This window comes from Thermoplasmatales archaeon, from assembly GCA_014361195.1.
In the GTDB taxonomy this organism is placed as follows: domain Archaea; phylum Thermoplasmatota; class E2; order UBA202; family JdFR-43; genus JACIWB01.
This window is the reverse complement of the sequence record JACIWA010000004.1, coordinates 36,556-52,763: the sequence shown is the minus strand read 5'-3', so window position 1 is coordinate 52,763 and position 16,208 is coordinate 36,556. Positions and strand designations below refer to the sequence as shown.

Annotated in this window: 18 protein-coding genes; 10 read left to right on the top strand and 8 right to left on the bottom strand. The window is 35.4% G+C overall.

Annotation, left to right across the window (positions count from 1 at the left end; all coding sequences use genetic code 11):
• The first annotated feature begins 61 nt into the window (after window positions 1–61).
• Genes H5T44_03820 through H5T44_03795 form a run of 6 tightly spaced genes read left to right on the top strand, consistent with a single transcriptional unit; the run spans window position 62 to window position 6,602 of the window.
• Complete coding sequence (locus H5T44_03820; protein MBC7081353.1) at window positions 62–1,810, top strand: type II/IV secretion system ATPase subunit; 1,749 nt, start codon at window positions 62–64, stop codon at window positions 1,808–1,810.
• The gene (locus H5T44_03815) at window positions 1,779–2,654 is read left to right on the top strand and encodes a type II secretion system F family protein (GenBank protein ID MBC7081352.1); all 876 of its coding nucleotides are present in this window, start codon (window positions 1,779–1,781) and stop codon (window positions 2,652–2,654) included. Before H5T44_03820 ends, H5T44_03815 begins: the two co-directional genes overlap by 32 nt.
• A gap of 1 nt (window position 2,655) precedes the next feature.
• The gene (locus H5T44_03810; GenBank protein MBC7081351.1) at window positions 2,656–4,365 is read left to right on the top strand and encodes a type II secretion system F family protein; all 1,710 of its coding nucleotides are present in this window, start codon (window positions 2,656–2,658) and stop codon (window positions 4,363–4,365) included.
• A 27-nt stretch (window positions 4,366–4,392) separates the two neighbouring features.
• Window positions 4,393–4,746 (top strand): roadblock/LC7 domain-containing protein, encoded by a 354-nt coding sequence (locus tag H5T44_03805; protein MBC7081350.1) that lies wholly within the window; start codon window positions 4,393–4,395, stop codon window positions 4,744–4,746.
• Entirely contained in the window at window positions 4,739–5,896 is a 1,158-nt protein-coding gene (locus tag H5T44_03800) for a GTP-binding protein (protein ID MBC7081349.1), read from the top strand. Before H5T44_03805 ends, H5T44_03800 begins: the two co-directional genes overlap by 8 nt.
• Window positions 5,886–6,602, top strand: a complete 717-nt coding sequence (locus H5T44_03795) for a hypothetical protein (GenBank protein MBC7081348.1) — start codon at window positions 5,886–5,888, stop codon at window positions 6,600–6,602. The genes H5T44_03800 and H5T44_03795 overlap by 11 nt, the downstream gene beginning before the upstream one ends.
• Here H5T44_03795 and H5T44_03790 read toward each other — a convergent pair.
• Window positions 6,599–7,003 carry a response regulator gene (locus H5T44_03790; protein ID MBC7081347.1) on the bottom strand — a complete coding sequence of 135 codons (405 nt, stop codon included), beginning with the start codon at window positions 7,001–7,003 and terminating at the stop codon, window positions 6,599–6,601. The genes H5T44_03795 and H5T44_03790 overlap by 4 nt on opposite strands.
• Before the next feature lie 17 nt (window positions 7,004–7,020).
• Window positions 7,021–7,878: a DMT family transporter gene (locus tag H5T44_03785; protein MBC7081346.1), complete on the bottom strand. Its 858-nt coding sequence runs from the start codon at window positions 7,876–7,878 to the stop codon at window positions 7,021–7,023.
• Between the two features lie 113 nt (window positions 7,879–7,991).
• Between H5T44_03785 and H5T44_03780 the strand changes: the two genes are divergently transcribed.
• Genes H5T44_03780 through H5T44_03770 form a run of 3 tightly spaced genes read left to right on the top strand, consistent with a single transcriptional unit; the run spans window position 7,992 to window position 9,800 of the window.
• Window positions 7,992–8,813, top strand: a complete 822-nt coding sequence (locus H5T44_03780) for a TIM barrel protein (protein ID MBC7081345.1) — start codon at window positions 7,992–7,994, stop codon at window positions 8,811–8,813.
• On the top strand, window positions 8,810–9,349 hold the full coding sequence (hxlB, locus tag H5T44_03775) for a 6-phospho-3-hexuloisomerase (GenBank protein ID MBC7081344.1): 540 nt from the start codon (window positions 8,810–8,812) through the stop codon (window positions 9,347–9,349). The genes H5T44_03780 and hxlB overlap by 4 nt, the downstream gene beginning before the upstream one ends.
• 28 nt (window positions 9,350–9,377) lie before the next feature.
• Window positions 9,378–9,800, top strand: coding sequence for a translation initiation factor IF-2 subunit beta (locus tag H5T44_03770; protein ID MBC7081343.1), 423 nt, complete (start codon window positions 9,378–9,380; stop codon window positions 9,798–9,800).
• On the opposite strand, the gene H5T44_03765 is transcribed toward H5T44_03770, so the two are convergent.
• The 4 genes from H5T44_03765 to H5T44_03750 are packed head-to-tail and all read right to left on the bottom strand — an operon-like array spanning window position 9,797 to window position 13,951.
• Window positions 9,797–11,029 (bottom strand): Zn-dependent exopeptidase M28, encoded by a 1,233-nt coding sequence (locus H5T44_03765; protein ID MBC7081342.1) that lies wholly within the window; start codon window positions 11,027–11,029, stop codon window positions 9,797–9,799. The genes H5T44_03770 and H5T44_03765 overlap by 4 nt on opposite strands.
• Window positions 10,993–11,880 carry a pyruvate synthase subunit beta gene (locus H5T44_03760; GenBank protein MBC7081341.1) on the bottom strand — a complete coding sequence of 296 codons (888 nt, stop codon included), beginning with the start codon at window positions 11,878–11,880 and terminating at the stop codon, window positions 10,993–10,995. The genes H5T44_03765 and H5T44_03760 overlap by 37 nt, the downstream gene beginning before the upstream one ends.
• Complete coding sequence (gene porA, locus H5T44_03755) at window positions 11,877–13,031, bottom strand: pyruvate ferredoxin oxidoreductase (GenBank protein ID MBC7081340.1); 1,155 nt, start codon at window positions 13,029–13,031, stop codon at window positions 11,877–11,879. The genes H5T44_03760 and porA overlap by 4 nt, the downstream gene beginning before the upstream one ends.
• Window positions 13,032–13,054: 23 nt before the next feature.
• Window positions 13,055–13,951 carry a pyruvate ferredoxin oxidoreductase subunit gamma gene (locus tag H5T44_03750; GenBank protein MBC7081339.1) on the bottom strand — a complete coding sequence of 299 codons (897 nt, stop codon included), beginning with the start codon at window positions 13,949–13,951 and terminating at the stop codon, window positions 13,055–13,057.
• Window positions 13,952–14,020: 69 nt separating this feature from the next.
• Here H5T44_03750 and H5T44_03745 point away from each other — a divergent pair, with 69 nt between their 5' ends.
• Window positions 14,021–14,464, top strand: coding sequence for a TIGR00725 family protein (locus H5T44_03745; protein MBC7081338.1), 444 nt, complete (start codon window positions 14,021–14,023; stop codon window positions 14,462–14,464).
• On the opposite strand, the gene H5T44_03740 is transcribed toward H5T44_03745, so the two are convergent.
• Window positions 14,456–15,505, bottom strand: coding sequence for a hypothetical protein (locus tag H5T44_03740; protein ID MBC7081337.1), 1,050 nt, complete (start codon window positions 15,503–15,505; stop codon window positions 14,456–14,458). The two genes, H5T44_03745 and H5T44_03740, sit on opposite strands and share 9 nt — an antisense overlap.
• Window positions 15,438–16,106, bottom strand: a complete 669-nt coding sequence (locus H5T44_03735) for a Vps62-related protein (protein MBC7081336.1) — start codon at window positions 16,104–16,106, stop codon at window positions 15,438–15,440. Before H5T44_03735 ends, H5T44_03740 begins: the two co-directional genes overlap by 68 nt.
• Window positions 16,107–16,208: the final 102 nt, after the last annotated feature.

Here is a 16,208-nt window from a genome sequence, read left to right as displayed (position 1 = left end):
GCTATCAATATATGCTGAATAAATATAAATCTATATATATCAAAAAAAATGTAGGATTTAGATGAAAAATAAAAATTTGCTTAAAGAGGAAGAAAAAGAAGAAAGGAAAAAAGCAATGTTTTTACTTAGTAAATATAAGGTTGATGAAATTATATCAAAAAATAAGAAAATTATAGAAGAGTTAAAAAATATTCAGCAAAATGAAGAAGTTTTTAAAGCCAGAGAAAGTTTGAGGTTGATTAAAAGAGGAGAGGACATAGAAAAACTTTTTGGTGTAAAAAAAGAAGTTGTGCAGATTCTTCCACCCAGAGAAGATTATATAGAGGTTGTTGAAGTTCATCCAATAAAAAAACCATATTCTTACATAAGAATACTATACGACAATAAGAATCACGAATATATTTATGAAGTAATTGAACCGCCTCTTTCCCTAGAAGAAAGAAAAATTTTAGATTTTATAAAAGAAACATTGATTAAAACAATGGATATAGAGCTGACTGAATTTAAGGAAGAAGAGGCGAAAGAATATTTGAAAAAAAATGTTGATAGAGTGATAAGAGATTATTCAATAAAGATAGATGATATAACAAGAGAAAAGATAATGTATTATGTGATAAGAGATTTTCTTGGTTATGGAAAGATAGATGTTTTAATGACCGATCCAATGATTGAAGATATATCATGCGATTCAGCAGGCGTTCCAATTTTCATATATCACAGAAATTATGAATCACTTAAAACGAATGTATATTTTCAGACAGATGATGAACTTGATTCTTTTGTAATTCAACTTGCCCAGAAATGCGGAAGACATATTTCCATATCCCATCCATTGCTTGATGCAACAATGCCAGATGGTTCGAGATTACAAGCATGCCTCGCGCGAGAGGTTTCTTCAATGGGTTCAAATTTTACAGTAAGAAGATTTAGAGAAGAGCCATTTACCCCAACTCATCTTGTAGAATTCAACACAATTTCTGCAGAGTTAGCTGCTTATTTCTGGCTTGCGATAGAGCACGGCGCATCCGCCATAGTTGCGGGTGGAACCGCTTCTGGGAAAACAACAACATTAAATGCCCTTGGCCTCTTTATACCACCTCAAATGAAAATAGTTTCAATAGAGGATACGAGGGAAATAAACTTGCCTCATCCAAACTGGATTGCATCCGTGACAAGGGAAACAGTAACAGGAGAAGAAGATACAAGAATTGGAATGTTTGATTTACTCAAAGCAGCACTCCGCCAGCGACCGGAGTACATCTTAGTAGGAGAGATAAGAGGGCAGGAGGCGGTTGTTCTTTTCCAAGCGATGGCTACTGGACATACTGTTTATTCCACAATGCATGCGGATTCAATATTTTCTGTTGTTCATAGGCTTGAAGGTGAGCCAATAAGCATACCTCGAATACAACTTCAAGCATTAGATATAGTAGCAATTCAGGGATTAATGAGGATAGGAAAAAAGAGGGTTAGGAGAATTAAAGAAGTTGTTGAAGTAGTTGGTATTGATCCCACTACAGATGATTTATTAACAAATGATGTTTTCAGATGGAATCCTAGGAAAGATAGCTTTGATTATTATGGAAAAGGTCATGTGATGGATAGAATTGCGGAGCAGAGAAATTGGAGTGATAGAGAGTTAAATGAAGAATTTAACAGGAGGGTGGAAGTTATAAAATGGATGGTTGAAAGAGGAATAAAGAATTATATCGATTTTGGGAGCATAGTATCTGCATATTATAAAAGTCCTGATAAAGTTATGGAAAAAGTGAATAAAAATGCTGACAAAATATCAGAATTTAGCATATAAAATATTTGGAAGAAAGGCATCAAAATCTCCTCAAATCGAATACATAAAAAGGGCACTTGAAAGAGGATTCTTTGAAATAAGAGCGGATGCATATATAGCGTTTGCATGGATGAATGCATTGATTTCTTCTCTTGCAGGGTTGATTTTTGTATTTATTTACATTATGTTTCTTTCTCCAGTCCTGAACTTGCCCAAGAAACTTCTCTCAATAATAATTCCTCTTCCAATTCTTCTTGCAGCACTCACATATTTCATAACCTTGACAATTCCTGAAAACAGAGCAAATAAAAGAAAAAAGGATATAGATGCAAAATTGCCATATGCCTTGAATTTCATAGCAGCAATGGCCACAGCGGGCATCACCCCTGCGGAAATATTCAGAAACCTTGCGGAGCAACCGATATATGGAGAAATACATAAAGAAGCAGCTTGGATTTACAGGGATATTTATATGTTTAACATAGATATAATAACCGCATTGAGAAATGCTGCCAATAGAACACCTTCAATAAAATTTCAGGAATTTTTGCAGGGAGCAATAACAACGATAACTTCTGGAGGAGATTTAAAGAGATATTTTCTGGCGAAAGCAGAAGAATATATGAGGGAAAACAGGAGGATTCAAAAAGAATTTTTAAATACTTTGGGAATTCTTGCTGAAAGTTATGTAACAGTGGTGGTTGCTGCCCCTCTTTTCCTGATAATAATGTTTTCGGTTATGATTTCATTTAGCGGGGGCGCACCTACCTCCCCAATAATCCTTTACTTAATTGCCTTTGTAATGCTTCCTATATCCCATTTAGGATTTGCTCTTGCAATAAGTTCCATGACACCGGAGGTTTAAAATGATCGCGAGGAAAATAACAATTTTTGCTTTAATTGTTTCCTTTTCCATAATACTTGCATCAACAATTGCCAGATTTTTTGAATATTATGCTCTTTCAAACATACTTTTCGCTACCGCGATAATATTATTTTTATTCTTCTCATATGTTCAGAGAAAAATAAAGGAAGATATGTTGCCATTTATACCGGATGAATATAAGGAAAGAGAATGGAAATATTATTTCACCTCCCTGTTTTCATTCATAATTTTACTTTTTGCGACAATTCTAAATATATTCATTGTTTTTTTTGCCATCAATATCTCAAGAGTTTTAATAAATATATTGCTTGGAGCGGTATTGTTGCTTATGCTTTATACAGTGCTCTCTATCCCATATGTTGAAAGAACTCCCGCTTACCTTATTTTCTTCATATTTTCAATAATTTTCTCTCTTGTTGTTATTGCCTCCCAGACAGATCTCTACCATTTGCCGAGAAATGTTCCTCGCATAATCATTAACATGGCAGACCCTCTTTTCCTTTTAAATTTTGCAATGATTTCCTGGATGATGTCCCTTATGATAGGAGGAGAAATGCCTTCTCCAATTGACTCAATAGTAGGTATTTATGAAAGTGGTAAAACTGTAAAGGAAGAAGTTGTTTTAAGGAGAAGGATATTGTATTTTGGAATAATTTTCCTTATAGTCGGTTTCATTGCTATCAATATAATAGCGGTTCTCCCGAAGCCAAGAATTTTTCTAGCAGAAATAAAATGGGTATATGTATTAATTGGATTGAGTATCTTTCTCTTATTTTTCTTAGTTTTATACATATTGTTTATATTACCTGAAAAAAGCGGTGTTCTCAAGGAAAAATATGATGTAGAAACAGTTAAAAAAATAGTGATTTTGTCTATATCAGCGGTTTTCGCTGCAATATTTATTGCAATTGCAATTTTACTTCAAGTTGGAAAAATAAGTTCAATAGGAGCACTATCCCTTTCCAGAGAATATTCAATAGACTTTGCGATATACGCAATACTTGTTTCTATTGGCCCCTTCGGATTTTATGAATATTTCCACTATAGGAAAATAAATTCAATGGAAGAAAGATTTCCAGAATTTTTAAGAGATCTTGCTGAATCAAGAAAGGCGGGAATGACCGAGGCAAGAGCGGTGGAAATGGCGGCAAGAGGCGACTATGGACATCTCACACCAGAAATTAAAAAAATGGCAATTCAGATTTCCTGGGGTATTCCTTTTACAGAAGCTCTAAGAAGATTTGGGGAAAGAATAAAAACACCTCTCATCCAGAGAACAACAACAATGGTCATAAAAGCTTCAGAGGCGGGAGGGAAAACTGCAGATGTGATAGAAGCTGCTGCAACAAATGCGAGGGAAATAAAAATTTTGCAAAATGAAAGAAAGACAGAAATGAGTCTTTATCTTATGATTATTTACATTTCATTTTTTGTATTTCTTGCGGTAATAGTAGCATTATCAAAATTTTTCCTATCAAATCTTATTTCAAAAGCGGTAAGCTTACCGGGCTTCTCGGGCCCATCAATTTCATTGAAAGAATATGAATTTATTTATATATGCACTGCGCTTGCTCAGGCAATAGGAAGTGGTGTTGTTGCGGGATCAATAACTGAGGGAAAAGCTATTGCGGGCTTGAGACATGCAACAATAATGATAATCATTACCTATCTAATCTTCAAATTAATTTAGAAAATTTTATTACCATTTTCTGGTTATATGAAAAGTATGACAAAAAACTATAAGGAGATACTAAGGGAGCTTGAAATGGAGAAAGGAGTGGAAGGAGTATTTATCGTTTCCAGAGATGGTCTTCCAGTATATACAAATATAGAAAATTTCCATGTAGAAGTTTTCTCTGCAATGGTAGCTACAATATTAAGCTCCGCAGAAATAGCAATTGATGAAATAAAAGGAGGTGTGCCAAAATTTGTTGTTATTGAGGGAAAGAACAGGAAGATAGTTGTAGGAGGCGCAGGGCCAGATTATTTGATTGCGGTTGTAACATCTCCTGACGTAGAATTTTTGGATTTAATGCAGAAGATTGGGAAAGAGCTGGGAAAAAATGATTGATACAGGCATATCAAAACTTGATAGATTTCTAAATGGCATACCTTATGGAAAATCTGTTTTATTTTATATTGATCCTGTAGTGGAGGAAAGCAATATAGGAATTCATGTCCTTCATCACAATCTTGAAAAAGGGTTGTATGGTGTATATGTTGTTTCAGAGTCCTCACCAAAAAATGTTGAAAAAGTTTTTAGAGAATTTAACTGGAGTAGAGAAAATTACGACAAAATGATTGTTGTGGATGCATACTCTTCTTTAATAGGAGCACCTTCTGAAGAGAAATATAGAATATATGAAGCACATGATATAGAAAACTATGAAGGTGTCTTATTAGATATTATAGAAAAAATAGATAGAGGAGTTGTTATTTTTGATTCCCTTTCAAATATAATGGATTTGTGTGGGGAAAAAGATACCTTAGATGGAATAGAAAAATTGAATAAGGAATTAGGCAAAAAAGAAGTTGTTTCATTTTATAATTTTATTTCATGGCCTTACAAAGAATCTATAATTTACAGATTGAAAAGAATTTTTAATGCGATAATAGAAGTAAATCTTGTTGAGGATATAGTTACAAGACAAAAAATGTGCATAAGAAAAGTCGATTGGAATGACTGCAAGGATAAAGAAATATATTTCAAAATATTCAAGCCGGAGGGATTAAGAGTATATATACCAAAAGTTTCTGTTATAGGACCGCATCAATCTGGAAAAACAACTTTTATAAAATCTGTCTCAAAAGAATTTACACCTGTAGAAAGAAAAGGAGCAACTGTTGGAATTGAGTATGGCTCTGTGGATTATAAGGGCTACAGAATTGATATTTTTGGATTACCTGGTCTCGAAAGATTCTCGCCCATAGCAGATAAAATGATTGGCTCATCAAACATCATATTTATTGTTGTTGACTCTACAAAAGAGGAGGATATTTTTTATGCTAAGGAGATTATATCAAAAATTAATATTCCATTCATTATTTTAGCAAATAAGCAAGATATACAAGGAGCAATGAGTAAGGAAGAAATAAGGAATAGGATGGAATTAAGTGAGGATATTCCTATTATAGAAATTTCCGCAAAAGATGGAAAGAATGTTTATGAAGTAATTGATAAAATGCTAGAAATTTTGGAGGATGCTCAGAATGCTTGCTAGCACTGGCATAGACAGACTTGATGAGCTTTTGAAAGGAGGAATACCATTAAAAACAAATGTTCTTATTTATGCCCCTCCATTTATAGGAAAGGAAATAATTCTCAGGAGATTTGCTTTATCTGGTCTGAAGAATAATGAGGGTGTTATTTTTGTTTTAACAGATTGTTCATTTTCAGAAATTAGAGATGAAATGGTTAAATTAGATCCTTCCTATAGGGAATATGAAAATAAGGGAATGGTAAGATATATAGATGTTTATTCTCAGAGCGTTGAATTAAAAGAAAAGGATGAGAGAGTAATATTTATTGATAGTCCTGTTAATAGGGAGAAAATTGCTTCATCTATAGTTCAAATTCATAGAGAAAATGCTGGATTATCAAGAATGGTTTTTGATTCCTTATCAACTTTAATTGTTTATTCAGATGCAAAAGCGGTTTTCAGATTTTTACAAGTTCTAAGCGGGATATGCAGTAGAATGGGACTCACATCAATGTTTTCGATGACAAGAGGAATGCATGATGAAATTGAAGTTCAGACAATGAAACATCTTATGGATGGAGTTATAGAGCTTAGAGAGGAAGGAGCAAAAATGCAGTTAAGGGTCCAGGGTTGTGGAGAAGTTATATCGCGCCACTGGATAGACTATAGTCTGGAAGAAGATGAAATAAGAATAACAGGAGCCTTCAGGATGGGAAGAGTTGCTTAAATTTCTTTCAATATATCCTCAATTAATTTTCTGAAATCAGATGGCAGAATTGTTCTCTCTATAATTTTTTTTGCGCCCGCCTCCTCCAGTTTTTTCGCCCAGGCGGTGGCGAACCAGGCGGTGTAGCCATAGATATTTGCATTTGGGTCAAATTCCAGGATTTTTTTGGTGGTTTCAACTCCATCCATCTTTCCCTTTCCCCATTGAGTAAGATTTAAATCCATTAAGACAAGATGGGGTTTTTTCCCTTGCTCTGCCAATTTTTTGTATTTTTCCAGCCCCTCTTCGCCACTTGTTGCTCCATAAACTATTACTGGTATGCTTATCTTTTCAAGATTTCTCTTTATTAGATCAATCATTGTTTCTTCATCATCTATTGCAAGAACTATTTTTTTCTCCATGCTATAGTGAAAAGGAATTAAATATTTTTAATTTCCGATGATACAACAAGATATATACCAAACAAGGTAATTACTCCTCCCGCTATGCTCCATAAACTAGGAATTTCTCTGAAGAAAAGCGTTGCTAATAAGGATGAACCAATTGGCTCACCAAGGAAAGAAACTGAAATAACCGATGCTTTAACATATTTTATGCAGAAATTGAAAAGAAAATGACCGAGCAATGTTGGAAAGATTGCCATAAGTAGGAAAATTGATAACTCCTTAGATGAGATTTTCAAATTTATTTTGAAAATAAGGCATAATAAAAGAAGGAAAAATGATGCAACTCCATAAACAGTGAAGCTGTATTCAAAAATATTCGCGCTCTGTCTCACTTTTCTTCCTCCAATTATATATAATCCAGCGAAAATTCCCCCTAAAAAAGCTAGTAAATCACCCTTAAATGTTTTTGGAAGAGAAAAATAATCTGATGAAAAAAGAACTATTATGCCAGAAAACGAGAGAATTATACCATATATACTTCTTTTGCTTAATTTCTCTTTAAAAAGGAGAAATGAAACTATCGACACAAAGAAAGGGTGAGAGGTTACAAGAATTACTGAACTTGCAATTGAAGTGTAAGAAAGAGATGTAATCCATGTTATAAAATGAAGGGCGAGAATTATGCCGATAAGAGAAGATAATAAAATCTCTTTTTTATTCATTTTAATTTTATATACTAACAGAAAGGGGAGAATTAAAAGAGAGGATAATGCCATTCTATAAAATGCAATAACAAGAGGAAATGAATCACTCATTTTTGTTAGAATGGAAGAAAAAGATATTGAAATAATTGAAATAATTAGCAATATTTTTATCTTCTTTTCTTCCACAGAAATATAAATTATGAAGTAATTAATTTTTTGAAAAAAATCGAATAAATTTCTTGATATTCCAGCTGAATTAATCGAAATTTTTATTAATGCAAAAGTATTTCATAAATTCTGTGATAAGAATTGGACCCGCGGGCATTCCTCTTTCCTGTAAGGAAAGGACATATAAAGATGGAATAATTTATACTCGTTGTCTTGGTTTATCCGCAATTGAGATAAGATTTTCAAGAGCTTTTTTAACTAAGGAAGAGGCAAAGATAATAAAGAGAGTTGCAAAAAAATGTGATATTGAAATAAATGTTCATGCCCCATATTATATAAACCTTGCAGGAGATGAAAGAATTGTAAATTTGAGTAAGGAAAAAATAGAGAAATCTCTTTATCTTTCTCATTTTCTTGGAGCAAGAATAATGACAACTCATCTTGGTTTTTATGGAGGACTATCAAAGAAAGAAACAATGAGGAGAATTGTAAAAAATTTAAGAGAGATAAGAGATAAAGCGAAGATGGATGGTATAGAGGTTGAAATAGGAATAGAAACCATGGGAAAGAAAGAGGTTTTTGGGAGTTTAGGCGAAATTGTAGAGGTCTGCAAGCGAGTTAAAGGAGTTGTGCCTGTTATAGATATAGCCCATATTCATGCAAGAGGAAATGGATGCTTAAAAAGCAAGGAAGACATGCAAAAAATTTTCGATGCCCTCAAAGATTTGAAACTTGATCATTACCTCTTACATGTTACAGGGGTAAAATATGATATGGAAGGGGAAAAATATCACACACCGATAAAGAAAGGAGACCTGCAAATTGTTGAGCTGATGAAATGCATAATTGAGAATGATTATGATGTAACAATTATTTCAGAGTCACCATTAGTTGAACATGATGCAATGTATACTCAAATATTATTACAAAGAACAATGGAGATGCTAAGATGAGGTTCAGGGAGGCGATTTCTTATATAAGTAATGAGGCAAAGAGAATAGTTGAAGAGGTTGATGATGAAAAAATAGAAAAGATGATAAAATATTTTTTTGATGCAAAAAACATTTTTGTTTACGGAGCGGGCAGGAGCGGGCTGGTGGGCAAGGCATTTGCGATAAGGCTGGTTCATCTTGGATTTCCAACTTTTGTGATAGGAGAAACTATAACCGTGCCTGTGAAAAAAGGGGATCTGGTTGTTCTGATTTCTGGTTCTGGAGAAACAATTCCTGTTGCAATGACCGCAGAAATTGCTCGCAGATTGGGGGCGAAAATAATTTCCATAACCGCAAATCCTGAATCGCATATTGCCAGATTTGGAGACATTGTAGTTGTGCTTAAAGAAAAAGAGAAGAATAAGGAACTTGCTCCATTAGGAACAATTTTTGAGGCTTCCGCATGGATTTTTCTCGATGCCCTCGTGGCGGAGATTATGGCAAGAAAAGGAGAAGATGAAGAAAGCATGAAAAGAAGGCATGCAACTCTTGAATAAAGTTATATATTTAAAAATACTTCACAACATGGATAAATACAACTATGAAAAACTTCTTGATAGGGCAATAAAGGGTTTGCCAAAGGAAATTATAGCAAAAGATAGGTTTCAAATGCCTGTTGGAGTTATTTATTATGAAGGAAACACAACTATATTAAAAAATCTCGGGGAAATAAGTGATAAGGTAAATAGGGACAAAAAACAAATATTCACATATATTTTGAAGGAAGTAGGAACTGCTGGAGAAATGAATGACAGGGTTGTTTTGCAGGGGAAAATACCTGAGGCAAAAATCCAAGAATGCATAAAGAGATTTGTAACAAAATATGTTCTATGCAGGGAATGCGGTAGACCAGATACAAAAATGACTAAAAGGAATAGAGTTTTAATGCTAAAATGTGAAGCATGTGGAGCAATCCATCCAATTGAAGGGAAAATAAAGAAAACCTAAAATAAATTTAACCAGTAAAATTCAATCCAATCCGTTGAGAATTTATTTTTGTTATATGCAATCAATTTTAATTCATGCTTGCCAAAAGAAGGAAAACTTATTTCCATTTCATAAGGTGGGAAATTAAACACATGAATGATTTTATTGTCAAGATAAACCTTTATTTTTTCCGCTTCATTTTTCAATGATAAACTCAGGAAAATTTTTCCAAGAGCAAATAATTTTTCATTCCTTAGCTCGTATACTTTTTCCCCGTTAAAATAAATTCCTCCTCTTCTTGGGGAGATAATAGAGAAATATGGTTTTTCAATTTCTGCATCCGCGGTGCAAGCGATTGCGCCCGCTATAAGACGGGTTGTTTTTAATAGATAGCTGAAATTAACATTGCTTAGGTCATCTTCTGGCTGATGCATATATGGGTTCCATTCATATTCAAAGAATGCTATTGATTCAAAACCATATTTTGCAAAGGACAGATAGTCGCTTCCTCCAAATTTTCTATTTATGTTGCCTATTATAAGCTCAAAACTCAAAAAATTTTTGTTGATTTCCTTTATTTTCTCCACTATCCAGTCCGCATCTTCAGTTGCATAAATCCTGAATTTGGAGCCATTTTCACCATTTGCATGAGCAATCATATCCGCATTCATTTCAACAATTATAAAATCATCTTTTTCATATGAATTTCTTGCATATTCATTGCTTCCCAATAAACCATTTTCCTCGCCAGAAAAAGCAACAAATTTTACTGTATGATTGAATCTGAATTTGCTCATCACCTCCGCAACCGCAATTAAACTCGCCACTCCCGCTGCATTATCATCCGCCCCAACAGTATTTTCAACACTATCAAAGTGTGCATTGAAAATAATTATCTTTTCATCTCCTGGCAAAACTCCTTCAACATTCTGCCCGTTATATTTTCTTAAGCCAGATGAAACACTCCAGTTATAAATAGTTGAATCAAGCCCGAAGGATAAAAATTTTTCATGGATATATTTCGCACAATTATAGCATGCGTCACTTCCAGTAACTCTTGGCCCAAAAGAAACTATTGCTTGAGTGTAATTGAAGAGCATTTCTTCATTCAGAAGAGATAAAATTTCTTCTATCCTATTTTTATCATAGTTATCATAACTACCATATTTATCATAATTATTATAGCAAAAAGAAGGAAAAAGCAGGAGAATTGCTATTCCTGCGGTAACTCTCCGTAAAGCTTTTTCCATTTTCTATCAACCCATTTCTGCAATTCCTGAATCATTTCTGGAGTAAGATGGCGGAATCTACCCTGTCCCTTTATATATTCTTCAACTGGTATTTTCTTCTTTGGCTTGTAAATATTTGTTATTTCCCCATATTCCGCTTCATATAATGTCCACATCCCGCTATCCACCGCTTTTCTTGCTATTTCAACACTTTTTGATGGATCAAATCTCCATCCAGTTGGACAGGGAGAAAGAACATGCAAATACCGGAAGCCACTCATTTCTTTTGCTTTCTTTGTCTTTTCAAGAAGATCCTTTGGATGGGATATGCTCATTGTTGCAACATAAGGTATTTCATGCGCCCTCATTATTTCCGCCATGTCCTTCTTATGCTCGAGCTTTCCAAGAATTTTTCTTCCCGCAGGGGTGGTTGTTGTATCCGCTCCATAGGGTGTAGCTCCACTCCTCTGTATTCCAGTATTCATGTATGCCTCATTATCATAGCAAACATATATGACATCCTCATTCCTTTCAGCAGCTCCAGATAAAGCCTGTATTCCAATATCATAAGTTCCTCCATCTCCCGCAAAACCCACCGCAATCACTTTTTTCCCTTTCTTCTTATAAGCCCTTGCAATTCCAGATAAGCAAGCTGCGGTATTTTCAAATGCCTCATGTAGATAGGGCACCTTCCAGGTTAAATAAGGATATGTTCCACTGAAAACAAGCAGGCAATTTGCGGGTGTATATACTATCGTATCTTTCCCGAAAACTTTCATCATGTTCCTCACTATGGCGGGCGCGGCGCAACCCGCGCAGGCGGTGTGGCCTGGCGTGAATAAGCTTTCTTCTGGCAAATCTTTTATATTCATATTTTCACCCCCCTTGTGTTAAGCCAGTATATATCTTCTTTTTTCTTTTCTATCATTATTTCAAACATTTTTTCAACATCCTTTTTTGTTACATCTCTTCCTCCCAAGCCAGCAAGGAAATTATAAACCGGCAAGTTATAGCCATATAAAGCATTTCTTGCTTCAATATATATTGGCCCACCTACACCATATGAAATTGCTCTGTCGTATATTCCAATTGCGGAAGCATTTTCAGCAACCTTGCGGAGTTCTTCTTTTGGGAACGGGCGGTAAAAGCGAAGCTTCAGGAGCCCTATTTTTTCCCCATTGCTCCTCATTTCATCAACAACATCTCTTGCGGTGCCAGTTACAGTACCAATTGTTACCAAAATATAGTCCGCATCATCGCATCTATATTCCTCAACTAGCCCGTGATAATTTCTTCCAAATTTCTCATAAAATTCTTTTGTAACTTCTTTTATAGCCTTTTTTGCTCTTTCCATTGCAATATGTTGCTGATATCTCAGCTCCTGTATATATTCTGGAGGAGTAAATGTTCCTATTGCCATAGGTTTGTCAGGATTAAGCTCTGCATGGGGCTGATATTTTGGAAGGAATTCCGCAACTTCATCACTTGAAGGTGCATCAACTGGCTCAACAGTATGGCTCAAAATGAATGCATCAAGGCATGGCATTACAGGCAACAAAACATCTTTTCTTTCCCCTATTTTATAAGACATTATTATCATATCAAGCACTTCTTGATTATCCTCGCAACTCATCTGGATCCAGCCCGCATCTCTTTCTGGCATGCTGTCATTGTGCTCACACCATATCCCAATAGGAGCTGCAAGAGTTCTATTCACAACTGGCATGACAATTGGAAGCCTTAAAGCGGATGCAATGAAAAGCATTTCATGCATAAGTGCAAGTCCCTGCGAAGAAGTAGCGGTAAAAGTTCTTACTCCACATGCCTGCGATGCAATACAAGCACTCATTGCGGAATGCTCTGATTCAACCATAATAAGCTCCGCATCAGTTATTCCATCATTAACAAAATTTGAGAATTCCTCAACTATAAGTGTTTGAGGGGTTATGGGATATGCAGCGACAACATCCACATCGCACAGCAAGGCGCCATAAGCAGTTGCATAATCACCTGTTACAACCATCTTCTTTCTTTCAAGCTTTTGAATCATGCTCTCACCTCCCTTTGCATTGAAATTGCTTTAGCAGGGCATTCATTTGCACATATCCCGCATCCCTTGCAATATTCATAATCAACTTTTGCTTTTTTATTCTCCATTTTTATGCATCCCTCAGGACAATAAAACCAGCAGAATTGGCAACCAATGCATTTCTCCTCATCTATAACTGGCATAAATGTTCTCCAGTCACCTGTCTTATTTTCCACAAATGAGCCAATTCCAACAAGTCCCGCTTCTGTAACAAGAGAGGAGGTTGCCCCTCCAACAGGCATTTCATCAACTCCTGGCAACCATTTCCTACGAGGTATGAATTCCTTGCCCGCCTTAGATTTTCCAATAAGTGTTTTTTCATATGCAACCCTTGCAGCCTCCGCATTTCTTTTGCCAGCCTCTTCTCCAAGCTTGCCTCCAAATTTCTCAATAATTGCCTTTTCTATTGATTCAATGCTTACTTTACCTGTTGCTTTTGCTATGGCTCCAAGAATGGAAGTATTAGTTATTGGTCTTCCAAGAATTTCAAGGGCAATGCTCGTAGCATCAACAGTTGCACATTTCACCTCCCTTGATAGCTTAACTTCTTCAGGCTTCCTTGAAGTATTTATTATAACCATTCCATCTTTTTTAAGCCCTTCAAGCACATCTTCTGTTTCAACAAGCGTCTCATCAAGCACCACTACATAATCCGGCTCATAGACCTGTGTCTTTATCCTTATCTTATTTTCATCAACTCTCGTAAATGCCCTCACTGGCGCCCCCCTCCTTTCCGCCCCGAAAAATGGGAAGCTCACCGCATACTTTCCTTCTAAGAAGGCAGCGAGCGCAAATGCCTCCGCCGCCATCCTTGCGCCTTGGCCACCTCTTCCATGGAAGCGAATTTCATACATGAAGGGGTAATGGAAGGGGATTTATTAATCTTGCGAGTAAAGTTTATCTTTCTGGATATTTTTATAAGCATGTATGTGAGCGTTGTAGGAGGAGAGAATTGCGAAGAAGAAATATATGAGATGGCAAGGGAAGTGGGAAGAAGGCTTGCGGAAAATGGAGCGGTAATTGTTACTGGAGGAAGAGGAGGGATTATGGAGGCGGTTTGTAGAGGGGCGAAGGAAAAGGGAGGAGTTACAATAGGAATTCTTCCTGGAAAAGATAAGAGTGAGGCAAACAGATATCTTGATTATGTTATTTTGACTGGCATGGGATATGCAAGAAATGTCCTCGTTGTTATGAATGGAGATATTGTTATTGCAATAGATGGAAGATATGGAACTCTTTCAGAAATTGCAATTGCAATGCAACTAGGGAAAAGAGTATATGGACTTAAAACCTGGGATGTTGGAATAAAAAATTTTGATAGTGTTGATGAGCTTTTTGAAGAGATTGAGAAATTAAAGCTATTTTAGCTCTTCTTTTGCCATTATTTCAATTATTCCCGCAATAATTAATATTATGCCTGAAATAAGAAGCATTATTGCCCCGATATCAATCCCCCATTTCAGATGCAAACTACCATATTCTGGGAGTAAAAGAGTTTCATCTCCTCCCAGAGGCGAGGAGGATATTTCAGCCATAATTTCTTTTACACCATATTTTAATTCCATGCTTTGATTTGATGCAAACTTTGAAATAAGAATTGCAACAATTAATATTAGCACGAAAGGAATTATTAACTTTATTCCCCTTGAAATATATTTTTTGCCCGCTTTTCCGCTTTCAATTATTCCAATACATGATAAAATGAAGAGAATTATTCCTATTCCAATTACATATGAAAATGGTATAGGAAAGGAAAACAGTTGAATTAATCCGCTATTTTTCTCCATTAAATTTACCTTTATTCCATCAATTCCATCTATTGAAATTATTTTCACCATACCTGGAGTTTTATATGAGCCAGTTTGAACATCCACAAAAGCATTATACCATGGGAATAAAAGAGAAAGGAAGGCAATAACTATTCCAATTATGCAGAGAATATTTCCAATGCTTTTTGCATTAATTCCATCTATAGAAGCTAGGAATAAGGATTTTTTTCCTGTCTTTTTGTATCTGAGATATATTGAGAATAAAATGATGGAAAGTGACAGAAGGGTTAGTATCAAAAATATTAAAACAAAATTGTAGAAAAACCATTCAATTTTAAGAATTAAAGGATTAAGTGATGGCAGGCTTTCTCCCCATCCAACAGGATTCTTCCACATTTCTCCATCTTCTCTGTAAGCTGGACCATATGGCCCTCTCTTTCCTCTCAGCTCTTCTTCCGCACTTCCAAATTCTCCCCATCTACCCGCAAAATCAATCCATCCTCCTTTCTCCGCCATCACTACTATGCGGTAATCTTCAGGCGAAAGTATTTTACCATTTTTCCCCACCCTATCATTTGCAAGCCCCATCTTTCCCTGACAATACCTGAAATAATTTGCATGGCTCCCCCCTCGCAACATATACCTTTATATGATTTCCTTCTTTTTCAACATCTTCCCAGCCCGCCTTCTGCCCGCTGATGTGCTGGCTGTACATCACCGCCAGGGGCTGGCGCGAGGGGTTTAGCAAAATCTGCACCATTTCCCAGTCTCCTTCATGAGTGTTGAGTGGGCCTTTATTGAAGGCGTAGAAGAACCAGTATTGGACTACTATATTACTTCCAGAAGTGGTAACTCTTGCATAAACAGTATAACCCAGATTTTCCATTTCATTCCTGTAATCTTCTATTATTCCCCTATCCTCTATGCTTCCTTTTCTGTTATCGAGATAGTAATTTTCGCCAGGATTTTTATATTTTGAAAGAATTTCTGCGGAAGGGTTTGAATCTATTAAAATGTTTTCGCCATCAACGCTCTTATTTAAATTGGAATTTTTTATATGATAATCCACGCTCACCGGATAAACTTCTTCGCCTTTCTCAAAATAAAGAAATGGGGAAAATTCATTTGCAAGAGAAATTTCATCCTCATCATTTATTCCATCATTATCGCTGTCTATTGCTTTTGCAAATGGTATCATCAAAAAAGCGCATATAATCACCAAAATTCCTTTAAATTTCATTATTTGTAAAAATAAGTTTATATATAAGGATTTCTTATACGAAAATCGCAATTGGGGAAAAGCAAAACAGTTATATTTAAATACCTAAAAATACTTTTTTCT

What these genes read in the sequence shown, in the direction of transcription:
- H5T44_03735 (MBC7081336.1), bottom strand. Translation starts at nt 16,106, where the DNA reads ATGAAATTTAAAGGAATTTTGGTGATTATATGCGCTTTTTTGATGATA.
- H5T44_03770 (MBC7081343.1), top strand. Translation starts at nt 9,378, where the DNA reads ATGGATAAATACAACTATGAAAAACTTCTTGATAGGGCAATAAAGGGT.
- H5T44_03820 (MBC7081353.1), top strand. Translation starts at nt 62, where the DNA reads ATGAAAAATAAAAATTTGCTTAAAGAGGAAGAAAAAGAAGAAAGGAAA.
- H5T44_03810 (MBC7081351.1), top strand. Translation starts at nt 2,656, where the DNA reads ATGATCGCGAGGAAAATAACAATTTTTGCTTTAATTGTTTCCTTTTCC.
- H5T44_03760 (MBC7081341.1), bottom strand. Translation starts at nt 11,880, where the DNA reads ATGAATATAAAAGATTTGCCAGAAGAAAGCTTATTCACGCCAGGCCAC.
- porA (MBC7081340.1), bottom strand. Translation starts at nt 13,031, where the DNA reads ATGGTTGTAACAGGTGATTATGCAACTGCTTATGGCGCCTTGCTGTGC.
- H5T44_03815 (MBC7081352.1), top strand. Translation starts at nt 1,779, where the DNA reads ATGCTGACAAAATATCAGAATTTAGCATATAAAATATTTGGAAGAAAG.
- H5T44_03795 (MBC7081348.1), top strand. Translation starts at nt 5,886, where the DNA reads ATGCTTGCTAGCACTGGCATAGACAGACTTGATGAGCTTTTGAAAGGA.
- H5T44_03800 (MBC7081349.1), top strand. Translation starts at nt 4,739, where the DNA reads ATGATTGATACAGGCATATCAAAACTTGATAGATTTCTAAATGGCATA.
- hxlB (MBC7081344.1), top strand. Translation starts at nt 8,810, where the DNA reads ATGAGGTTCAGGGAGGCGATTTCTTATATAAGTAATGAGGCAAAGAGA.
- H5T44_03740 (MBC7081337.1), bottom strand. Translation starts at nt 15,505, where the DNA reads ATGTTGCGAGGGGGGAGCCATGCAAATTATTTCAGGTATTGTCAGGGA.
- H5T44_03765 (MBC7081342.1), bottom strand. Translation starts at nt 11,029, where the DNA reads ATGGAAAAAGCTTTACGGAGAGTTACCGCAGGAATAGCAATTCTCCTG.
- H5T44_03790 (MBC7081347.1), bottom strand. Translation starts at nt 7,003, where the DNA reads ATGGAGAAAAAAATAGTTCTTGCAATAGATGATGAAGAAACAATGATT.
- H5T44_03805 (MBC7081350.1), top strand. Translation starts at nt 4,393, where the DNA reads ATGAAAAGTATGACAAAAAACTATAAGGAGATACTAAGGGAGCTTGAA.
- H5T44_03750 (MBC7081339.1), bottom strand. Translation starts at nt 13,951, where the DNA reads ATGTATGAAATTCGCTTCCATGGAAGAGGTGGCCAAGGCGCAAGGATG.
- H5T44_03745 (MBC7081338.1), top strand. Translation starts at nt 14,021, where the DNA reads ATGTATGTGAGCGTTGTAGGAGGAGAGAATTGCGAAGAAGAAATATAT.